The sequence below is a fragment of the Pseudomonas sp. GL_093 genome, assembly GCF_057837605.1.
This window is the reverse complement of the sequence record NZ_CM174448.1, coordinates 5,054,835-5,076,268: the sequence shown is the minus strand read 5'-3', so window position 1 is coordinate 5,076,268 and position 21,434 is coordinate 5,054,835. Positions and strand designations below refer to the sequence as shown.

Annotated in this window: 7 protein-coding genes and 1 pseudogene; 5 read left to right on the top strand and 3 right to left on the bottom strand. The window is 61.3% G+C overall.

Features of this window, described 5'->3' with window-relative positions; all coding sequences use genetic code 11:
• Positions 1–29: 29 nt before the first annotated feature.
• The 4 genes and pseudogenes from AC3IUE_RS23400 to AC3IUE_RS23385 all read left to right on the top strand — a co-directional run.
• Entirely contained in the window at positions 30–359 is a 330-nt protein-coding gene (locus tag AC3IUE_RS23400; RefSeq protein WP_489268934.1) for a phosphopantetheine-binding protein, read from the top strand.
• The gene (locus tag AC3IUE_RS23395; protein ID WP_489263899.1) at positions 359–12,136 is read left to right on the top strand and encodes a non-ribosomal peptide synthase/polyketide synthase; all 11,778 of its coding nucleotides are present in this window, start codon (positions 359–361) and stop codon (positions 12,134–12,136) included. Before AC3IUE_RS23400 ends, AC3IUE_RS23395 begins: the two co-directional genes overlap by 1 nt.
• A 167-nt stretch (positions 12,137–12,303) precedes the next feature.
• On the top strand, positions 12,304–13,260 hold the full coding sequence (locus AC3IUE_RS23390) for an alpha/beta hydrolase (protein ID WP_489263898.1): 957 nt from the start codon (positions 12,304–12,306) through the stop codon (positions 13,258–13,260).
• A gap of 492 nt (positions 13,261–13,752) precedes the next feature.
• A pseudogene (locus AC3IUE_RS23385) lies at positions 13,753–13,983 on the top strand (DUF6124 family protein); the annotation flags it as partial.
• A 219-nt stretch (positions 13,984–14,202) separates the two neighbouring features.
• On the opposite strand, the gene AC3IUE_RS23380 reads toward AC3IUE_RS23385, so the two are convergent.
• Together AC3IUE_RS23380 and AC3IUE_RS23375 are read right to left on the bottom strand one after the other, a co-directional pair.
• Positions 14,203–16,680 (bottom strand): TonB-dependent siderophore receptor, encoded by a 2,478-nt coding sequence (locus AC3IUE_RS23380; protein WP_489263896.1) that lies wholly within the window; start codon positions 16,678–16,680, stop codon positions 14,203–14,205.
• 300 nt (positions 16,681–16,980) lie between these two features.
• Positions 16,981–18,630 carry a cyclic peptide export ABC transporter gene (locus tag AC3IUE_RS23375; RefSeq protein ID WP_461999384.1) on the bottom strand — a complete coding sequence of 550 codons (1,650 nt, stop codon included), beginning with the start codon at positions 18,628–18,630 and terminating at the stop codon, positions 16,981–16,983.
• Positions 18,631–18,863: 233 nt separating this feature from the next.
• Here AC3IUE_RS23375 and AC3IUE_RS23370 point away from each other — a divergent pair.
• A protein-coding gene (locus AC3IUE_RS23370; protein WP_185752810.1) for an IS3 family transposase occupies positions 18,864–20,392 on the top strand; the annotation gives its coding sequence in 2 pieces (ribosomal slippage) (positions 18,864–19,305 and positions 19,305–20,392; 1,530 coding nt in all).
• 129 nt (positions 20,393–20,521) lie between these two features.
• On the opposite strand, the gene pvdO is transcribed toward AC3IUE_RS23370, so the two are convergent.
• Complete coding sequence (pvdO, locus tag AC3IUE_RS23365) at positions 20,522–21,400, bottom strand: dihydropyoverdine dehydrogenase (RefSeq protein WP_489263895.1); 879 nt, start codon at positions 21,398–21,400, stop codon at positions 20,522–20,524.
• Between the last annotated feature and the right edge of the window lie 34 nt (positions 21,401–21,434).

The following is a 21,434-nucleotide window of genomic DNA, read 5'->3' as shown; positions in this document are numbered from 1 at the left end:
ACGGCAAGCTCGACCGCAAGGCCTTACCGGTGCCTGACGCTCAGGAATGGCAGCGACCGTTCGAAGCCCCCGAAGGCGATCTCGAACGGCAACTGGCCGACATCTGGGCCAGCGTGCTGGGCGTGGCGCAGATCGGCCGGCGCGACAACTTCTTTGAACTGGGCGGGCACTCGCTGCTCGCCGCCCAGGCCAGTGCCCGTGTGGAACTGGAACTGGGCATCGAGCTGCCGCTGCGTGCGCTGTTCGAATCCACCGACCTTCAGGCTTATGCCGCCATGGCCGGGCAACACGCCCCGGCTGACAACGATGCACGTCTTGATGCGCTTGAGTCGCTTCTCGACGAGATGGAGATCAACTGATGGAACACACCACTGCCCAGCGTATCGCCAGCCGCTTCGCCGGCCTGCCGGCTGACAAGCGCCGCGAGTTTCTGCAACGCATGCAAGAGCAGGGCGTGAGTTTTGGCCAACTGCCGATTCCGCCCGCTGCCGAGCCGCAAACGACCTTCGAACTGTCGTACGCGCAGCAGCGCCAGTGGTTCCTCTGGCAGCTAGATCCGCAGAGTTCCGCTTACAACATTCCCGCCGCGTTGCGTTTGCACGGGCCCCTGAATATCGCGGCGTTGCAGCAGAGTTTCGATGTGCTGCTGGAGCGGCATCAGAGTTTGCGCAGCCGTTTCGTCGAAGACGACGGTCAGGTGGTTCAGACGCTGGCCGGGTTCACCTCGCTGCCGATTGAACAGATCGACCTGCGCAGTGAACCTCAGGAACAGCGTCTCGATTTGGCCATGAAAGCGGTTGAGCAGGACATCGCCCGACCGTTCGATCTGCAGCACGGTCCGCTGTTGCGGGTCAGCCTGTTGCAGCTCGACGGCGAAGACCATGTGCTGTTGCTGACCCTGCACCACATCGTCACCGATGGTTGGTCGATGGGTGTGTTGGTGGAAGAGTTTTCCCGGCTCTACGCCGCCCATTGCCAAGGGCAAAACGCGGCGCTGGAAGCGTTGCCGATCCAGTATTCCGACTACGCAATGTGGCAGCGCCGCTGGATGGAAGCGGGGGAGCTGGAGCGTCAACTCAACTGGTGGCGCGAGACCCTGGGTAGCGAACAACCGCTGCTGGAATTGCCGACCGACCGTCCACGTCCGGCGCAGCCGAGCCAGCGCGGTGCGCGTCTGGATTTCGCCCTCGATGTAACGTTGGCCAGCGGCCTGATGAGCCTGGCCAAACAGCGCGGTGTCACGCCGTTCATGCTGTTGCTGGCGAGTTTCCAGGCCTTGCTCTATCGCTACAGCGGCCAGTCCGACCTGCGCGTTGGCGTGCCGATTGCCAACCGTAATCGCGCGGAAACCCGTGGCCTGATCGGCTTCTTCGTCAACACCCAGGTGATGCGTGCTGAACTCGACGGACGTCTGCCCTTCAGCCAATTGCTCGACCAGACCCGCGCCGCGTCGCTGGATGCCCAGGATTATCAGGACTTGCCGTTCGAGCGTCTGGTGCAGGCGCTGCAAGGTGAACGCAGCCTGAGCCACAGCCCATTGTTCCAGGTGATGTTCAACCACCAGCAAGCCAAACCGGCGGCGGTCAGCGGTTTGCTCGCCGGTCTGCGCGTCGAAGCGATGAACGCCACGGCGCACACCACGCAATTCGACCTGCAACTGGACACGCAGGAGGAGGGCGACAAGCTGTTCGCCAGCCTGACGTATGCCACCGATTTGTTCGACGCTGAGCGCATCGAGCATTTAGCGCGTCACTGGCGCAATTTGTTGGCCGGTGTGCTGGCGAACCCGCAATGCCCGCTCGCCGAGTTGCCATTGCTGAACGCCGACGAGCGTCTGCGCATCCTCGATGACCTGAACGACACGGCTCAAACCTATCCGGGCGAAGTCTGCGTGCAACGCCATTTCGAAGCGCGCGTGGCAGAAAACGGTGAGGCGACAGCGCTGGTGTTCCAGAACCAGAGCCTGAGTTACGCCGAGCTGAATTTGCGCGCCAACCGTTTGGCCCATCACTTGCGCGCCCAGGGCGTTGGCCCGGAAGTGTTGGTGGGGATTGCCTGCGACCGCTCGTTTGAAATGGTCGTCGGCCTGTTAGCCATTCTCAAGGCCGGCGGCGCGTATGTGCCGCTGGACCCAGAGTACCCGATTGATCGCCTGAGCTACATGATCGAGGACAGCGGCATTTCGCTGCTGCTGACCCAAGAACATTTGCTGGCGCAATTGCCGACCCCGGACAACGTGCGCACCTTGTGCCTGCACAGCGAAGCCGATTGGCTGAGCGATCTGCCGGGCACCGATCTGCCTACTTCTGATTTAAAGAGCCGCGCCATCGCAGAAAACCTCGCCTATGTGATTTACACCTCCGGCTCCACCGGCAAACCCAAGGGCGCGGGCAACCGCCATGTGGCGTTGCACAACCGTCTGGAGTGGATGCAGCAAGCCTACAACTTGCGGCCTACGGACCGCGTGCTGCAGAAAACGCCGTTCAGTTTCGACGTGTCGGTGTGGGAGTTTTTCTGGCCGCTGATGAAGGGCGCCACCCTGGTGATCGCCGCGCCGGGCGAGCATCGCGATCCGCAACGTCTGGCCGCGTTGATCGTCGAACAGGCGATCACCACGCTGCACTTTGTGCCGTCGATGCTCTCCGCATTCATCGGTGCCGACGAGGCGCTGGCCTGCACCTCGCTGCAACGGATCATTTGCAGCGGTGAAGCGCTGCCGATGGAACTGCAACGCCAGACGCTGCGCAGCCTGCCGCAAGCCAATCTCTACAACCTCTATGGCCCGACCGAAGCGGCCATCGACGTGACTCACTGGACCTGCGTGGAAGAGGGCCGCGACAGCGTGCCGATCGGTCGGCCAATCGCCAACCTGCGCACCTGCATCCTCGACAGCGAACTGCAGCCGTTGCCACTGGGCGCGGTGGGCGAGTTGTACCTGGGCGGTGTCGGTCTGGCGCGCGGTTATCACCGCCGTGGCGCGCTGACGGCCGAGCGTTTCGTGGTCGATCCGTTCGGCAGCGGCGAGCGCCTGTACCGCACCGGTGACCTGGCGCGTTATCGCGCTGATGGCGCCATCGACTACTGCGGGCGTATCGACCACCAAGTGAAGATTCGCGGTTTGCGTATCGAACTGGGCGAAATCGAAGCGCGTCTGCAAGAACATGCGGACGTGCAGGAAGCCGTGGTGCTGGCCCTCGATGGCCCGAGCGGCAAGCAATTGGTTGCGTACATCGTGCCGCAGGATCGAGCCTTGGTCAGCGCCGATGCAGAGCAGCAAAGCGCATGGTGTGAAACCCTGAAAAGCCATCTGCTGGCGAGCCTGCCGGATTACATGGTGCCGGCGCAGACCGTGCTGATCGAACAAATGCCGCTGAGCCAAAACGGCAAACTCGACCGTAAACGCCTGCCCGCGCCGACCGCGGAAGTCAGCCAACGCGCGTTCGAAGCGCCACGCAGTGAACATGAACAGGTGCTGGCGCAGATCTGGCAGGACGTGTTGGGCGTGGAGCAGGTCGGGCGTCAGGACAACTTCTTCGAACTGGGCGGCGACTCGATCATTTCGATTCAAGTGGTCAGCCGTGCCCGTCGTGCCGGCCTGAGCCTGCAACCGCGCGACCTGTTCCAGCAGCAGACGTTGCAAGCGCTGGCCGCCGTGGTCAAAGAACAGGCTGCGCCGTTGGCGCAGCAAGGGCCGGTGGACGGTGTGCAAATACTCACGCCGATCCAGCGCTGGTTCTTCGACGAGCCGATTCCGCAACGCGCGCACTGGAACCAGGCCGTGCTGTTGGTACCGCGTGAAACCCTCGAATTGCCACGTCTGCAAGCCGCGCTGCAACGGCTGCTCAAGCAGCACGATGCGCTGCGTTTGCGCTTCAGTCAGGTCGACGGTCAATGGTCGGCGCGGTATGTCGGGGCCGACAGCTGCGATGTGATCGACATGCTCTGGACCGCTCGCGTGGCCAGCGATGCCTCGCTGGAATCGGTGTGCGACGAAGCCCAGCGCAGCCTCAGCCTGCAAGACGGTCCGCTGCTGCGCGTGGCGTTGATCGCCCAGGCGGATGGCTCGCAGCGGTTGCTGTTGGTGATCCACCACTTGGCGGTGGACGGTGTGTCCTGGCGGGTGTTGCTGGAAGATTTGCAGGCCGCCTATCAAGGGCAAGAGCTGCCACCGAAGACCAGCGCCTTCCAGGCCTGGGCCGACAAGCTTGACGCATACGCACGTTCCGAAACCGCTGCCGGCGAACTGAACTGGTGGCAGGCGCAACTGAGCGTGGCGAATGATTCGCTGCCAGCCGCCAACGCCCAAGCCAGTCAGGCCGGGCATTTGCGTCAGGGCGTCAGCATCGGCCTGGACCGCGAGCAGACCCGCCAGTTGCTGCAACAGGCGCCAGCGATCTACCGCACTCAAGTCAACGACCTGCTGCTGACCGCACTGGCCCGCACCCTCAGCCGCTGGACCGGCCACGAGTCGGCGCTGATTCAGCTCGAAGGCCATGGCCGCGAAGAGCTGTTCGACGACATCGACCTGACTCGCACCGTCGGCTGGTTCTCCAGCCTGTTCCCGGTGCGCCTGACGCCGACCGCCGACCTTTCGGGTTCGATCAAGGCGATCAAGCAGCAACTGCGCGAAATCCCCGGCAAAGGCATGGGCTACGGCCTGTTGCGCTACATGGGCGATGCCGCGACCCAAGCGGCGTTGGCCGCGTTGCCGCAAGCGCGGGTGACGTTCAACTACCTCGGCCAGTTCGACCAGAGCTTTGCCGAGGACGCACTGTTCACTCCGGCCCGCGAATCCAGCGGCGCCGCGCAATCGGCTGACGCACCGTTGCCGAACTGGTTGTCGGTGGACGGTCAGGTCTATGGCGGCGAACTGAAACTCGACTGGACCTTCAGCCGCGAATGCTTCGACCTGCGCGAGATCGAAGCGCTGGCGGCGGATTTTCGCAGCGAGTTGCTGGCGCTGATCGCCCATTGCCTGAGCGACGGCGCGGGCGGCGTGACCCCGGCGGACTTCCCGCTGGCGCGTCTGACCCAGGCGCAACTCGATGGTCTGCCAGTGCCACCGGCGCAAATCGAGGACCTGTATCCGTTGTCGCCGATGCAGGCCGGTTTGTTGTTCCACAGCTTGTACGAATCCGATTCAGGCGCCTATGTGAACCAGCTCAGCGTCGAAGCCCGGGGGCTCGATGCCGAACGGCTGGGCCGCGCTTGGCAAGCGGTGCTCGACACTCATCCGATCCTGCGCAGCAGTTTCCACTTCCCCGACGGCTTCGAAGCGCCGGTGCAGTTGGTGCATCGTCATCTGCAATTGCCACTGACTTGCCTCGACTGGCGCAACCGCAGCGATCAGGCCGAAGCGTTGGTTCAACTGATCGACAGCGAACGCTTGCAGCTCGATTCGACTCGCGCGCCGCTGATGCGTTTGACCCTGGTGCGACTGGACGATGAGCGTCAGCAACTGATCTACACCCACCATCACTTGTTGCTCGATGGCTGGAGTAATTCGCTGCTGTTGAGCGAAGTCCTGCAGCGTTATGCCGGGCAAGACGTGCAGGCGCCGATTGGGCGTTTTGCCGACTACATTGGCTGGCTGCAACGTCAGGATGCCCAGGCTGACGAACTGTTCTGGCGCGAGCAATTGTCGACCTTGGACAACCCCACCTTGCTGGCGCAGAGCCTGGCCCATGGCGACAGTAAAAACCCGTCGACGGCGGAATTTGCCGATCATCGCCAGACCTTCGATGTCGCCACCAGCAAACGCTTCAGCGACTTTGCCCGTCAGCAAAAAGTCACCCTCAACACCTTGGTCCAAGGTGCCTGGGCACTCTTGCTGCAACGCTACAGCGGTCAACGCAGCGTCGCGTTCGGCGCGACCGTGGCGGGGCGGCCGGTGGACTTGGCGGGTGCTGAAAGCCAACTCGGCCTGTTCATCAATACTTTGCCGGTGATCAGCAGCCCGGACGCGGTTGAAAGCGTCGGCCAGTGGCTGACCCGTTTGCAGACGCAGAACCTGGAACTGCGTGAGCATGAATTCACCGCATTGGGTGACATTCAGCGCTGGGCCGGGCGTGCCGGAGAGCCGCTGTTCGACAGCCTGCTGGTGTTCGAAAACTTCCCGGTGGCCGAAGCCCTGCAACAGGGTGCGCCAGCCGGTTTGAGCTTCTCGATCCCGCAGAACCACGAACGCACCAACTTCCCGCTGACGCTGGCGGCTACTGCCGAAAGCCAACTCAGCCTGAACTGGAGCTACCAGTGCGCCCACTTCAGCGGCGAGGCGATTGCCCGCATGAGCGAGCATTTGGCCGCGCTGCTGGCAGCGATGGTCGCCGCACCACAGGCTGCATTGAGTGAACTGGACCTGCTGACCGCGCCGGAACGTGCGCAACAGTTAGTGGAGTGGAACCCCGCATTCACTGCGTCGGAAAACCCGCTCTGCGTGCATCAATTGATCGAGGCCCAGGCCGTTGTTCGCCCGGACGCCACGGCGCTGATTTTCAACGACCTGGAATTGAGCTTCGACCAACTCAACCGCCGCGCCAACCAATTGGCCCATCGCTTGCGCGCACTGGGCATCGGCCCGGAAGTGCGGGTCGGCCTGGCGATGCAGCGTTCGCCGGAAATGATCGTTGGCCTGCTGGCGATCCTCAAGGCGGGCGGTGCCTACGTGCCGCTTGACCCGGCGTACCCGGCCGAACGCCTGCGCTACCTGATGGAAGACAGCGGCATTTCGCTGCTGATCAGCCAATCGTGGCTGCGGGGAAAACTGCCCTTGCCGGAAGGCCTGTCGGTGCTGGAAATCGACCGCGAGCCGCTGGAGCAAATGTCGGAAACCAACCCGGTCAACCTGACCTGCGGCGAAAACCTCGCGTACCTGATTTACACCTCAGGCTCCACCGGACGGCCGAAAGGCGTGAGCGTGGCCCACGGTCCGTTGGCCATGCATTGCCTGTCGATCGGCGAGTTGTACGGCATGACCCCAGACGATCGCGAGCTGCAATTTGCCTCGATCAGCTTCGACGGCGCCCATGAGCGCTGGTTGACGCCACTGGTGTTCGGTTCGGCCGTAATGCCCCGCGACGACGAGTTGTGGAGCGTGGAGCGCACCTGCGCCGAGATCGAAAAGCACGGCATCACCATCGCCTGCTTCACCCCGACCTATCTGGGGCAGATCGCCGAATTCATGGGCGAAGCGGGGCGCGATTTGCCGATCCGCTCCTACACCCCATGCGGCGAAGGCATGGCCAAGCACGCGTTCGATGAAGTCCAGCAAGTGTTGCAACCGAAGCGCCTGATCAACGGCTACGGCCCGACCGAAACGGTGATCACGCCGCTGATCTGGCTGGCGTATCCGGATACCGAATTCGACTCGGCGTTCATGCCGATTGGCCGGCCAGTCGGCAACCGCAGCGCCTATATTCTGGACGGCGGCTTGCAGCCGTTGCCGGTTGGCGTGGCGGGCGAGTTGTACCTGGGCGGCGAGGGCGTCGCGCGTGGTTACCATCAACGTCCGGACCTGACGGCTGAACGCTTTGTGCCGGATCCGTTCGTGCCGGGCGCGCGTTTGTATCGCAGTGGCGACCTCGCGCGGTTCCGCGCTGACGGTGTCGTCGAGTACCTCGGCCGTATCGACCAGCAAGTGAAGATTCGCGGGTTCCGTATCGAACTCGGTGAAATCGAAGCCTGCCTGCTGGAACGCGAAGGCGTGCGTGAAGCGTTCGTGATCGATCGCGAAGGCCCGGTGAGCCGCCAGTTGGTCGGTTACGTGGTGCCGCGCGATCCACTCACCGACGAGCACGATTTGCGTGAAGCGCTGACGTTGCACCTGCGCAGCCGTCTGCCGGCGCACATGCTGCCAGCGCATTTGATGTGCCTGGCCACGTTGCCGCTGACGCCGAACGGCAAGCTTGATCGTCAAGGCCTGCCGGCGCCTGAAGCAACCCGGCAGAACCACGATCAAGTCGCCGCTGCGTCGCCGGCCGAAGCATTGCTGGTGGAGATCTGGCAGGAACTGCTGGGGCTGGAGTCGGTGGGCGTCACCGAGAACTTCTTCGAGCTGGGCGGTGACTCGATCATCTCGCTGCAAGCGGTGAGTCGTGCCGGTCAGCGCGGGCTGGTGTTCAGTCCGAAGCAACTGTTCGAGCAGCAAACCATTCGGGCACTCGCTGCGGTGGCGACCAGTCGTGAAGCGGCGTTGGTTGAAGCGCCGAAAGTCCCGGCTTTTGCGCTGGTGCCGCACATCGACATGGCCGCCCGGGTCGGGCTGCAAGACCTGTATCCGCTGTCGCCGATGCAGCAAGGCATGCTGTTCCATTGCCTCGATTCGCCGGAGCTGAACCCTTACGTCAACCAGTTGAGCGTGGCGGTGGATGGCTTGCAGGTGCCGCGTTTCCGCGCCGCTTGGCAATCCCTCGTCGAACGTCATGAAGTGCTGCGCGCGGCGTTCCGCTGGCGCGATGGCTTGGCCGATCCGCTGCAAGCGGTGTTCGCTGATGTCGAGTTGCCGATCGAAGAACTCGACTGGCGTGACCGCACCGACACTGAGCAGGCGCTGGGCGAACTGGCGGCTGCGGAACAGGCCAAAGGCTTCGACCTGAGCTGCCCGCCGTTGATGCGTTTTATCCTGGTGCGCCTGGGTGATGACCGTTACCAGATGATCTGGATCTACCATCACCTGCTGCTGGACGGCTGGAGCGCTTCGCGTCTGCTGGGCGACATGTTGCGCCTGTACCACAACGACAGCCTGCCGACCCTGGGCGGTCGTTACGCTGACTACATCGCCTGGCTGCAACGACAGGACGGTGCGCAGGCGGAAGGCTTCTGGCGTGAGTGTCTGGCGTTGCTCGAAGAACCGACCATTCTGGCCAAGGCTTCCGGTGCGACAGGCTCCGGCCATGGCGTGATGTACAGCAACCTCGACGCCGAGGCGACGCGCAAACTGCACAGCTTCGCCAAGCGTCAGCGCGTGACCCTCAACACACTGGTGCAAGGCGCGTGGCTGTTACTGCTGCAACGCCACAGCGGCCAACGCAGTGTCGCGTTCGGCGCCACGGTGGCGGGGCGTCCGACCGGGTTGGCCGGCGCGCAGGACATGCTCGGCCTGTTCATCAACACCTTGCCGGTGATCCAGACCCTCGATCCGCAACAGCCGTTGGGCGAGTGGTTGCGCGATTTGCAGGATTACAACCTGATGGTCCGCGACTACGAACACACGCCGTTGTCGGATATTCAGCGCTGGGCCGGGCAGGGTGGTCAGGGCTTGTTCGACAGCATCATCGTGTTCGAAAACCATCCGGTGGACCGTGCCTTGAAAGGGGGCGAGGAAGGTGAGCTGCGCTTCGCCGAGGTTGGCAGCGGCGGGGTGACCAACTTCCCGATGGACTTGATGGTCAGTGCCAATGAAGAAGGCCTGGAAGTCGAATACCTGTTCCTGCGTGATCGCTTCAGTGACGTGGAAGTTGAGCGGATTCGTGCGCAGCTTGAAGGGTTGCTGCGTGCGTTGCCGGAAGATGCCACGCGCCTGCTTGGCAACATTGGCTTGCCTGAGGCGCGTTTGAGTCTGCCGCAGGTGTCCGACGATAACGTCGATTTGTTGCACGCGTTCAATCAGCACGTGCGCACGCAACCGCAGAAAGTCGCCTTGAACTGCGAGGATCGGGAAGTCAGTTATGCACAGCTTGAGGCGCAGGCCAATGGGCTGGCGCAGCAACTGATTGGTCGCGGCATCGGGCCGGAAAGTCTGGTAGCGGTGGCATTGCCGCGTTCCGAGCGCACGATTGTTGCGTTCCTCGCGGTGCTCAAGGCTGGGGCGGCTTATCTGCCGCTGGACTTGGCGTACCCGGCCGAGCGGCTGGCTTATATGTTGAGCGATTCTGCGGCCAGCCTGTTGCTTTGCGACAGAGATCTGGGCGAACGACTGACCCTGGCTGATAGTCCGCCACGTCTGTTGCTCGATCAGATGTCCGTTGCTGGCAACACCGAGTGTCCGGTTGCCAATCCGCTGCCAGGGCATCTGGCGTACCTGATTTACACCTCCGGTTCCACCGGCCAACCGAAAGGCGTGGCCGTGGCGCGCGGACCGATTGCCCGGCATTGCCGCGGCATCATCGAGCTCTACGAACTGGCACCGCGCAGCCGCGAGCTGCACTTCATGTCGTTCGCCTTCGACGGTGCGCAGGAGCGTTGGCTGAGTGTGCTGTTGGCCGGCGGCAGTCTGGTGATCCGCGATGACAGTTTGTGGACGCCGGAGCAAACCCTGGAAGTGCTGCAGCGTCATGCCGTCACCGTGGCCTGTTTCCCGCCGGCGTACCTGCAACAGATGGCCGAAGTCGCCGAACGTCTGGGCAATCCACCGGCGGTCGAGGTGTATTGCTTTGGCGGTGATGCGGTGCCGGAGGCCAGTTTCGAGCAGGTCAAACGCGCCTTGCGTCCGCAGCGTCTGGTCAACGGTTACGGCCCGACCGAAACCGTGGTCACGCCGCTGCTGTGGCGTGCCGAGGTCAGCGAAACCTGCGATGCGGCGTATGCGCCGATTGGTCGTGGTGTGGCCGGGCGTGGTTTGTACGTGCTGGATGCCGACCTCAATCCGTTACCGGTCGGTGTCAGCGGCGAGTTGTACCTGGGCGGCGAATGCCTGGCGCGCGGTTATCACCAGCGTCCCGGCATGAGCGCCGAGCGTTTCATTCCGGACCCGTTCGAGGCCGGTGGCCGCATGTACCGCACCGGCGACCTGGTGCGCCAGCGCGAGTGCGGGTTGATCGACTACCTGGGGCGTCTCGACCAGCAAGTGAAGATCCGAGGTTTCCGCATTGAACTGGGCGAAATCGAAGCTCGTCTGCGCGACTGCGCCGGGGTGCAGGATGCCGCGGTGGTGGTGCACGACACGCCGACCGGTAAGCAGTTAGTGGGTTATGTGGTGGCGGCCGGTGCTGTCGGGCTGGATCGTCGCTTGAAGACTGAACTGCAAGCGCAACTGCCGGACTACATGGTGCCGGCGCGAATCATGGTGCTGGAGCGCTTCCCGCTGTCGGCCAACGGCAAGCTCGACCGTCGCGCACTGCCTACGCCGGAATGGGCGCTCGGCGGTTATCGCGCGCCACGCAACGCACTGGAAACGGCGCTGACCGCGATCTGGCAAGAGGTGCTGGGCGTGCCGCAAGTGGGCATCGATGACAACTTCTTCGAACTCGGCGGCGACTCGTTGCAGGTGCTCAAAGTCATCTCGCGGGTGCGCAGCCAGCCGCAACTGGGCTTTGAATTGAAGTTGCGCGACTTGATGCAGAAGCCGTGCATCGCCGAACTCAGCGGTTATCAGGCTGCCGAGCCGGCATCTGCACCAGACCCGTTGCTGGCGCTGAATGCGCGGATCCCGAACGTGCCGGCGCTGTTTTGCCTGCACGCCGGTTTCGGCACGGTGTTCGACTACGAACCGCTGGCCCGTCGACTGGAAGGCCGGCGCACGGTGTACGGCGTGCAATGCCGGATGCTGCTTGATCCGCTGTGGCAGGACGAGTCGCTGCTGGCCATGGCTCAGGCCTATGCGCAACGGATTCGCAGTCAGCAGGCCAAGGGGCCGTATTACTTGCTGGGTTGGTCATTGGGCGGGGCGTTGACGCAACTGGTCGCTCACGAACTGGAAGCCCAGGGTGAAACGGTCGCGTTTGCCGGGCTGGTCGACAGTTACGTAGCGGGCACCGCAGAAGCGGGGGACTGGCGCGAGGACCTGGGCGACTTCCTGAAGTTTGTGCTCGGTCTGCCGACCGATGAGGCTCAGGCATTGATTGCGCTGAAAGCCGCTGATTTGAATGAGCGCGAGGGTTCCACGGCGGTGATCGAGGCGGCCATGCACGGCTCCAATGAGCAAGCTGCGTTGGGCGCGGGGGAACTCACGCAGATCTTCGCCACCGGCTCACGCCTCAAGCAATTGGCGCTGGTGCATCGGCAACTGCCGGCGATCCAGGTCACGGCGCATCGCTGGTGGGTGGCTGAACGCGATGATGAACGTCGAGTGTTCGAGGCCCAGGTTGGTAGCCACGGCGTTGATCGCTTGTTGGCGGGCGGGCACTACGAGTTGCTGCGCGGTGATGAGTTGCTCGACGAGCTTGAAGACCTGTTGGAACGCCGATTGGCCATCGCTTAAACGAGGGCGTCACGGTCCCCTGTAGGAGCTGTCGAGTGAAACGAGGCTGCGATCTTTTTAAGATCAAGATCAAAAGATCGCAGCCTCGTTTCACTCGACAGCTCCTACAAAAGCTCCGCTCGTTTCAAGATTTTGTATTGACCTATTTGTGTAGAAGGATTCGTCCCATGGCTGTGTTGCCAGAACTTGAAGCATTTCTAGAACTCGCCGAGTTCGGCCGGATGACCGGCAAAAGTCGCGCGATGCATGAACAGTCGCCGCAACAGGCGCGGATCGATTTCGAAGCGTCGTCGGGGTTTCTCGATGTGCCGCTGGACAGCGTTGCCTGCGAGGACTTCACCATCGCCGCGCGAGATGGCCACAGCCTGTCGGCAAGGGTGTATCGCGACGGGCAATCGGTCGATGGGCTGCAACCGGTGGTGTTGTATTTCCATGGTGGCGGCTATGTAGTCGGCAGTCTCGATTCCCATGATGCGCTGTGCCGACGGCTGGCCTCCCAAGGTGGTTTTGCCTTGTTGACGGTGGATTATCGCCTGGCGCCGGAATGGCGATTCCCGACGCCGGTGCAGGATGCCTGCGATGCGGGTAACTGGCTGGTGCGTGAAGGCGCGGCACATGGCCTGGACGCAACGCGGGTGGCCGTGGCCGGTGACAGCGTGGGCGCGACGCTGGCGACGGTGTTGTCGATCATGGCGGTGCGTGAACCTGAGGAACTGGCGTTGAAACCCAAGGCGCAATTGTTGGTGTACCCGGTGACGGATGCCACCACCAAGCGTGCGTCGCATCGGGATTTCGCCGAGGGTTATTTGCTGGAGACGCCGACGCTGGATTGGTTCTATGCGCATTACGGGCGTACGCCGGAAGATCTGGCAGATTGGCGCTGCTCGCCGTTGCTGGCGGAGGATCTGTCAGGCGTGGCGCCGGCGTTGGTGTACCTGGCCGGGCATGATCCGTTGCATGACGAAGGGCTGGCGTATGCGGATCGGCTGCGAGCGGCGGGGAATGAGGTGACGTTGCTGGAACAGCCTGGGATGACCCATGACTTTTTGCGCATGGCGGGGTTGTTGGGGGAAGTGGAAGGGATTCATGCGGAAGTGGCGGGGTGGGTGCGTTCTCGGGTGTGAATGATCGCTCCCACGCTCCGCGTGGGAACGAAATGTGGGAGCGAGCCTGCTCGCGAAGAGGGAGTGTCAGTCGACATCACCGTTGCCTGGCACACCGCTTTCGCGAGCAGGCTCGCTCCCACATGGACCGCGTTTAAACATGGCTTGAGCCGGCGTGTTTAAAAGACCTGTAGGTTACTTCCTGAAAGCTACAACGCCTTGCGTCGTTGCCTACAGGTACGCCAGAATCCGCCGGCTTGTGCGCCTTGAGCCTGGGTTTTATCGTTTTCCGGTCGCTGAAAATCAGCGTCCGGATTTGACCGTCCGAGTTAATCAAGGCGTGCACATGCCCAAGAGAAGTTCAGTCTTTTTGCGGTGGCTGTGCGCGGGACACCTCCGGGTGTGCCGGATACCTTGATTTCCGGTCGGTCAACCCGCGTACAGCTGCCACCTTATTCGTTTGACCGCGGACGGTCGCAGCTCCACTAATCAAGGAGCACCACTATGTTCAAAGCCACCCCACGCACACCCAGCACCCTGTTCATCGTCAATCCAGAACTCGATACCGAAACCCTGCTGGCCCATGCGTGCGAATCGCTGGCCTCGGCCAATGTCATGACCATGGATCTGGCGGATCATATGGACGGGCCGAGTCGCAACTCCCTGCTGGGCATTGCGCAAGTCATCATGCTGGGGGAGCTGGCGGTGAACCGGGCGCTGGATAGGATTGATTCGCCTGAGTAGTTGCTGTCGGGTTTTAGTGTTTGATCAGTGGGATCTCTGGTGGGGCGACTACCGGCATCGCGAGCAAGCTCGCTCCCACATTTGGTTTTGTATCCACCACAGATCCACTGTGGGAGCGAGCTTGCTCGCGATGAGGGCATCACAGACGACACAAATCTCACAGCCATAAAAAATGCCCGTATCTCGCGATACGGGCATTTTTCATTTCAGCTCAGCCACTCAGAAATCATATTTCGCGGTGATCTGCAGGTTGCGTGGCTCGCCGTAGAACGTGGTGCCGAAGTTGCCCAGGCCGGTCAGGTACCTCTTGTCGAAGACGTTGTTGGCATTGGCGGTGAAGCTCAGGTGTTCGTCGTACTGATAACGGGTCATCAGGTCCACGAGGGTGTAGCCACCTTGCTTGAGCATGGTGCTGCCGCCCTCGCCACCGCCCACGTTGGGGCTGTAGCTCTGGCCGTAAAAAGCGCTCTGCCAGCTGACACCGCCACCGACGGTGAACTGGTCCAGCGCGCCGGGCAGACGGTAGGTGGTGAACGTACGAATCACGTGTTCCGGTTTGCTGGTGGCCAGCGGGAAACCGAAGATGCGCTGTTCGTCCTTGTCACGGGTGCGGGCGTAGGTGTAGCCGGCAGACACGTTCCAGTCCTGAGCCAGTTCGCCGGCCAGTTCCAGTTCCACACCATTGGTGGTGGCGCCGTCGGTGGCTTTGAAAATGCCATCGCCGGTATTCAAATCGGTGCCGATCGATTGAGCGACGTTGTCCTGCTCAATGCGGAAGAAGGCCAGGCTGGCGTTCAGTTTGCCTTCGAAGTAAGCCGCTTTCAGGCCGGTTTCGTAGCTGTCGCCTTCGACCGGTGCCAGGGTCGAACCGTTGATGTCCTTGTTGATCTGAGGTTGGTAGATCTTGGTGTAGCTGGCGTAGACCGAGTACGTATCGTTCAGGTCATAGACCACACCGGCGTAAGGCGTGACAACGCCGTGTTCCTTGTAGCTGGCGTGGGTGTCGGTGAGGGTGCCGCCCGGATAGTACGAGTAATCCTCGTTGTACTTGAAGGTGCTCAGACGGCTGCCGAGGATGAACGACAGGTCGTCGGTCGGACGCAGGCGCGTGGCCAGGTAAAGACCGTTCTGGCTCTGGGTGCGTTCGTACTTGCCGTTTTTCGGGAACTCCTGTTTCGGCAGGCTACCGTTCCAGTCATAGATGCTGCCCGGCACCAGTTCGAAGGCGCTGGTGTCGTACGTTGCGCCGGTCTGGCGCGAGTGGGACGCCATGAAGCCGGCCACCAGTTCGTGTTCGCGACCGCCCAGGGTGAACGGTCCGGAGACGTTCACGTCAGCCGTGTTTTGCACGCGATGACCTTCCCAGCGACCCCAGTAAAGGAAATTGCCTTCGCCCGTGGCGCGGTCCGCAGAACCGCCGCTGGCCGAGGCCAGTTGGGTATCGTGATCGGTGGTTTTCTGGTCGAAGCTGGCCTTGAACTTCCAGTCATTGGCCAGTGCCTGTTCCAGCGACGAGAAGTAGGTGACGCTGTCGAAATCACGACGGCTCCAGTCGGCGCCGGGGTTGAAACTGCGAGAGAAGTCGGTACGGCCGCCGTCGGTGAAGTACGGCGCGTTACCGGTCCAGGAACTGCCGCGCGGGGTGGCACTGGACTTGTCGACGCCGAGGGTCAACAGGGTGTCATCCGTCAGGTCGGCTTCGAGGATGCCGTAGAACAGGTCTTTCTTCTGGCTGTAGTGGTCGATGTACGAGCCTTTATCCTGGAGGGCGCCGACGAAGCGGCCGCGCACGCTGCCGGAATCGTTCAGCGAACCGGAGATGTCGCCTTCGGTGCGGTAGTTGTCCCAGTAACCGGCGGTGGCGCTGACCGAAGCCTTGAAGTCCTTGGTCGGTTTCTTGCGCACCAGGTTGACGGTGGCGGACGGGTCGCCCGCGCCGGTCATTAGGCCGGTGGCGCCTTTGATCACTTCGACGCGATCGAGGCTGGCAGCGTCGTCGCTGTTGTTGGGGTTCTCACCGTAAACGCCGTCGTACGGGAGGTTGATGCCATCGTACTGAAAGTTGGTGATGGCGAAGCCACGGGCGGAAAACTCGGTACGGTCACTGTCGTACTTCTGCGCCGTGACGCCAGGGGTGTTGCGCAATACGTCGCCGACGCTCTTGGCGCCGCGATCGTCCATTTGCTGACGCGTCACCACGGTCACCGATTGCGGTGTTTCGCGAAGGGTCAGCGGCAGTTTGGTCGCGGTGGTGGTGGCGCCGGTGGTGTAGGAACCGGTGTCTTCAGTGGTCAGGCCCAGGGCCTGGCCGGAAATGGTGGTCGCACCCAGTTGCAGGCTCGAGCCGCCGCCAGACACCAGGGTGACGCTGTTGCCGTTGATCTGGAACGAGATGCCGGTGCCTTGCAGCAGGGCCTTCAGGGCATCGGACGGTTCCAGTGAACCGGACACCGCGCGAGACTTGATCCCGGCAACCTGATCCGGGCTGTAGAGGATTTGCAGATTGGTCTGCATGCCCAGTTCGGTCAGCGCGTTGGAAAGCGATTGACCTGCAATGTTCACTTTTACAGGTGCCGCATTGGCCATCGAGCTCCCCAGCAAGGTGGCGGTCAGCAGTACGCTAGTGAACAGGGTGCGATGCAAAGTCGGGCGCTGTACGGCTAGCGCGAGAGGTGTGCGGCGTGTTTGAGGTCGCATTACTTACCTGAGCTCCTGAAAAAGTGTTGTGCAGAGTTTTTGTTAATAGGAATGATTATTAGACGCAGCACGAACGTAAAACCGGAAAGAAACCGGAGAAATAAAACTCTTGAAGGCCGCCGCAACGCGATCTATGTAGCAGCTGGCGAAGCCTGCGTTCGGCTGCGAAGCAGTCGTAAAACCAGAATCCGCGGTGCATCAGGAAGACCACGCGAGCCGAAATGGCGACTGCTGCGTCCGAACGCGGCCCGAACCGAACGCAGGCTTCGCCAGCTGCTACACAGACCGCGGTTTTCTGTTTCAGGCGGGGGCGAGCTCGGTGACGACCCGTCCGCTTTCCATGCGCACCAGTTGGTCCGCCACGTCGAAATAACGGTCATCGTGGGAGATCACGATGATGGTCTTGCCCAGGCGTTTAAGGTCCGGCAGCAGCTCGGTATAGAAGATCCGGCGGAAGGTGGGGTCCTGGTCGGCCGCCCATTCATCGAACACCAGCACCGGACGTTCCTCCAGCCAGGCATTGACCAGGGCCAGGCGTTTGCGCTGGCCGGTGGAGAGGTCGGTGGTGGTGAAGTTGCCGTCCTTGACGCTGACCTTGTGCGCGATCTCCAGCCGTTGCAGGTATTTGTTGGCGTCTTCGGGGATGTGCGTATCGCCCTGGACCACATCATCGAACAGGTAATAGTCGGCAAAAATCGTGGTGAACAGCTGGCGATAGTCATCGCGGTTCTGCGCGTCGATCGCCTCGCCATTGACGCGGATTTCTCCCTGTTGAGGTGTGTACAGACCCAGCAGTAGCTTGATCAGCGTGGTCTTGCCGCAACCGTTCTCGCCGACAATAAAGGTGATGTCGCCTTGCTTGATCGTCAGGTTCACCGGCCCTAGCTGGAAGGGCGCAGCGCCTTCGACCGCCGGGAAGCTGAAACGCACATCGGCCAGTTTCAGTTCGTGCACCGCTTGCTTGACGTTGCCTTTATCGCTGAGCAGCAGATGAGGTTCCGGGGTGGAAAACTGCTCCGACAGTTCGGCGATGCGGCGGAAGGCGATCTGCGCGCGACTGACAATCGGCAAGGTGCTGATCAAATGCTCCAGCGGGCCTTTCATATAAAGCAGCACCAGCACGAAGCCGCTCATCACGGTTTTATCGGCACTCGGCCAAAAGGTTTGCAGCGCGAGGGCCAGGCCGATGACCACGAAGAACAGCATCGAGCCGAAGGTCTTGGCGATCACGAAAGTGTTGATGGAACGCACTTGGGTGTTGCAGATGAACTCGGCCGTAGCCTTGATGCCCGAGACGAACATGCGCTGGCGGCGTGGGCGATGAATGCGCAGTTCCTTGGCACCTTCGGCAATCGCGTTGTAGTGCTTTTGCAGTTCATCTTCGGCCTCTCGGGCGGCCATGAAACCCTGAACACCCTTGCTCTGGGCATAGGCCTGAATCGCCGTGCCGATCAGGATGGCGGCGACCATGATCAGGAACATCGGCCACGACAGAATCGCCAGGTAGCCCATGCAACCCAGGGTCACGGTGACGGAAATGGCCAGCGGCGCGAAGGCGAAGGCGAAGTCGCTGATGGTGTCGACGTCGTGGGTCAGCACCGGGATCAATCGGTGGCTGCGATAGCGCTCGATCTGTTCGATTGGTGCCGACAGGACTTTCTCGCCCAGCTGTTTTCGCAGCTTGGCGATGATGTGCTGGCCGACATAATTGGTGCCGATGTCCGAGCAGATCGAACTGGCCAGCGCCAGCAGGCACAGGCCGGCGAACAGGGCGACGACGCCCTGGGTCAGGCCGGTGTCCGAATGCAGGGCGTTGTTGATGGTCGCCAGCAATACCGTGACGCTCAGGCCGCCGACCATGCCCAGGAAAATGGACGCGGCAACGATGAGCCGAAAGGGTTTCAACAGGGCGAACAATTCGCCGATGGCGCCACGGGTAGGCTGGGTCATGGAAGACAGTTCCTTGGGTCGTGAAGGCAGATACCCAGTAGAACGTCTGGTGGAAGGCTTAATTTAGAAGGGCGCCGACTGGCGGCGGGGGTTGCCACACAAAACCCTGTAGGAGCTGACGAGTGAAACGAGGCTGCGATCTTTTGATCTTGTCCCTCCGTGTCAGGCTACCTGTCGCCCTTGTTGATTGACTCAATCATTCAAGAGGGCGAAGGTGCATAACAATGTCCAAAATGGGCAAGCGATACGAAAGCGACTTCAAAGACTGGGTCGTTCTGCAAATGATGCCGCCCCTCAATCGATCAGTGGCAGAACTTGCCGTTGCGCTCAATCTCACGCCACAGTCACTGCGAAACTGGAGGCAAATGGCTAGAGATAAGGGCTTGATCGTTCCGGGAAACGGCAAGACCAGTGATCAATGGTCAAGCGCCGATAAATTCAATGCGGTCATGGAAACCGCGCCATTGAGCGAGGTTGAGATCTCTCAGTACTGCCGAATCAAGGGCATTTACCCTGAGCAAATCCAACAGTGGCGAGTGGCTTGCCAAAACGCCAATCCGGTTGTTGATCTCAACTCTCGAACCTCCAAGACAGCTGAGGAACGGCGCATCAAAGTACTTGAGCGTCAACTGATCCAGTCTGATGCCGGTCGTGCGGAGGCGGTGGCCTTGCTGGAGCTCAGAAAAAAAGCCAATGCGATCTGGGGCAAGGACAAGGAAGACTGATCAACGCCTCTGATCGTACGCACGCCATGAAGTTGATTGCAGACGCGGTGCTGAATGGTGCTCGTCGATATCGAGCCTGTAATGAGCTGGGGCTGAGCCTGCGAACAGTTCAACGCTGGCGACACGCTGACTGTGATGGGCGACTGCTGGCTCAGCGGGCAATGCCGACGAACAAGCTCAGTGAGGCAGAGCGCCAAGCGGTTCTTGATGCTGCCAATCAGGCTGGCTACGCCAGCCTCACCCCGCACCAAATCGTTCCTAAGCTGGCTGATAAAGGCATCTATCTGGCTTCGGAGTCGACGTTTTATCGTGTGTTAAAAGCCGCCAATCAAAACGTGCGTCGTGGCCGTACCAAAGCCCCAAAACGCAGGGTGCTGACGACGCATCGCGCTGACGCTCCCAATCAAGTGTGGTGTTGGGATATCACTTGGCTGCCCAGCACTGTCAAAGGTCGTTTTTTCTACTGGTACATGGTCAAGGATGTCTTCAGCCGCAAGCTGGTTGCCAATGAAGTGCATGAGGTTGAATGCGCTGAACACGCGTGTGAGCTGCTCAGAAAAGGATGCTTACGTGAACACACAGCAGGTCGTCCGTTGGTGCTGCACTCGGATAACGGCCACGTTATGAGAGGCTCTTTGTTACGTGAAAGCATGATAGCCCTGGGCGTCGAACCCTCTTTTAGCCGGCCAAGGGTGAGCAATGATAACGCCTATGCCGAGGCACTTTTTCGCACCGCAAAGTACTGCCCACTCTGGCCGGATCAACCATTTGATACGGTCACGGAAGCAAGGCTTTGGGTACAGAAATTTATCGAGTGGTACAACGAAGATCACCGCCACAGTGCTTTGAAATACGTGACACCAAACGAACGCCACGAAGGCAAAGCTACAGCTTTATTAAAAGCTAGAGCAGCGCTGTATGAAGATGCGAGGGAAGCTAATCCGAGCCGCTGGAGTACTCGGACACGGAACTGGAAGCTCGCAGATGCGGTGTATTTAAACCCGGAACGCCCTGAAATTAGGGGCGCAACGGGCTAACAACTGTAGGAGCAAGGCGACAGGTACCTTGACACGTACCGTTGTTTTTAAAAAGCAAAGTCAAAAGATCGCAGCCTCGTTTCACTCGTCAGCTCCTACAGAGAGCACAGTCATCCAGAAAACTCTGGGTTAAAGATCACGCACGATGCGAAATCCCATCCAGTCGCCGCGCTCTTGCGGGTACTGGCTATTGCGGTTGCCGGAGCGGGAGAACACCGGTGCTTCACCCCAGTCGTTGCCGCGAATCCGCACGGCTTCGCATTTGGGCTCGACCCAGGCGCTGCCATCGGTGGGCGCACCGACGTAGTCCGGGTGTTCGCAGTCCTCGACCCATTCGTAAACGTTGCCATGCATGTCGTACAGGCCAAAGGCGTTCGGCGGGTAACTGCCTACTGGCGAGCTGAAGCTGTAACCGTCCGCCGGGCCATAGGTGTTGGCGTGTTTGCTGATGCTGTATTCCTTGCCCTCATCGAACGGGAAGGGGAACGGCCCTTTGCTGCCGCCACGCGCGGCATATTCGCGTTGGGCTTCGCTGACCATGCGGTACGTCTGCCCGGTTTTTTTCGACAGCCAGGCGACGTAGTTCTTCACGTCGTCGAAGTTCATACACACCGCCGGCTGACGCGGGCTCTGCGGATAACGCGGCTTGCTGGCGACGCACTCGCGACCCGGCCGGGTGTCGCCATTGGCGATGGTCACGCCACTCTCGCGCACGTAGCTGTCCCATTCACCGGCAGTGACCTGGAAGCGGCTCATGGCGAACGGTTTGGCGAAGGTCACCTCGTGCATCGGACCTTCATCAGGCTCGCGCCCGACTTCGTCATCGGGGGTGCCCATGGTGAAGGTGCCGGCGGGCAGCACGACCATTTCCGGGCAGTCCCGGCAGTCCTTGAACACCTTGCCCGGTTGCGCCGTTGCCGCGGCTTGCGCGGCAGCCGGCAACAGGCCGGCCATGAGGGCTGTCAGTGTGAGTGCCTTGAAAGGCAGGGTCAGCAGATCACTGTTCATGAATCATCTCGATATAAAAAACGGGTGTCACGCC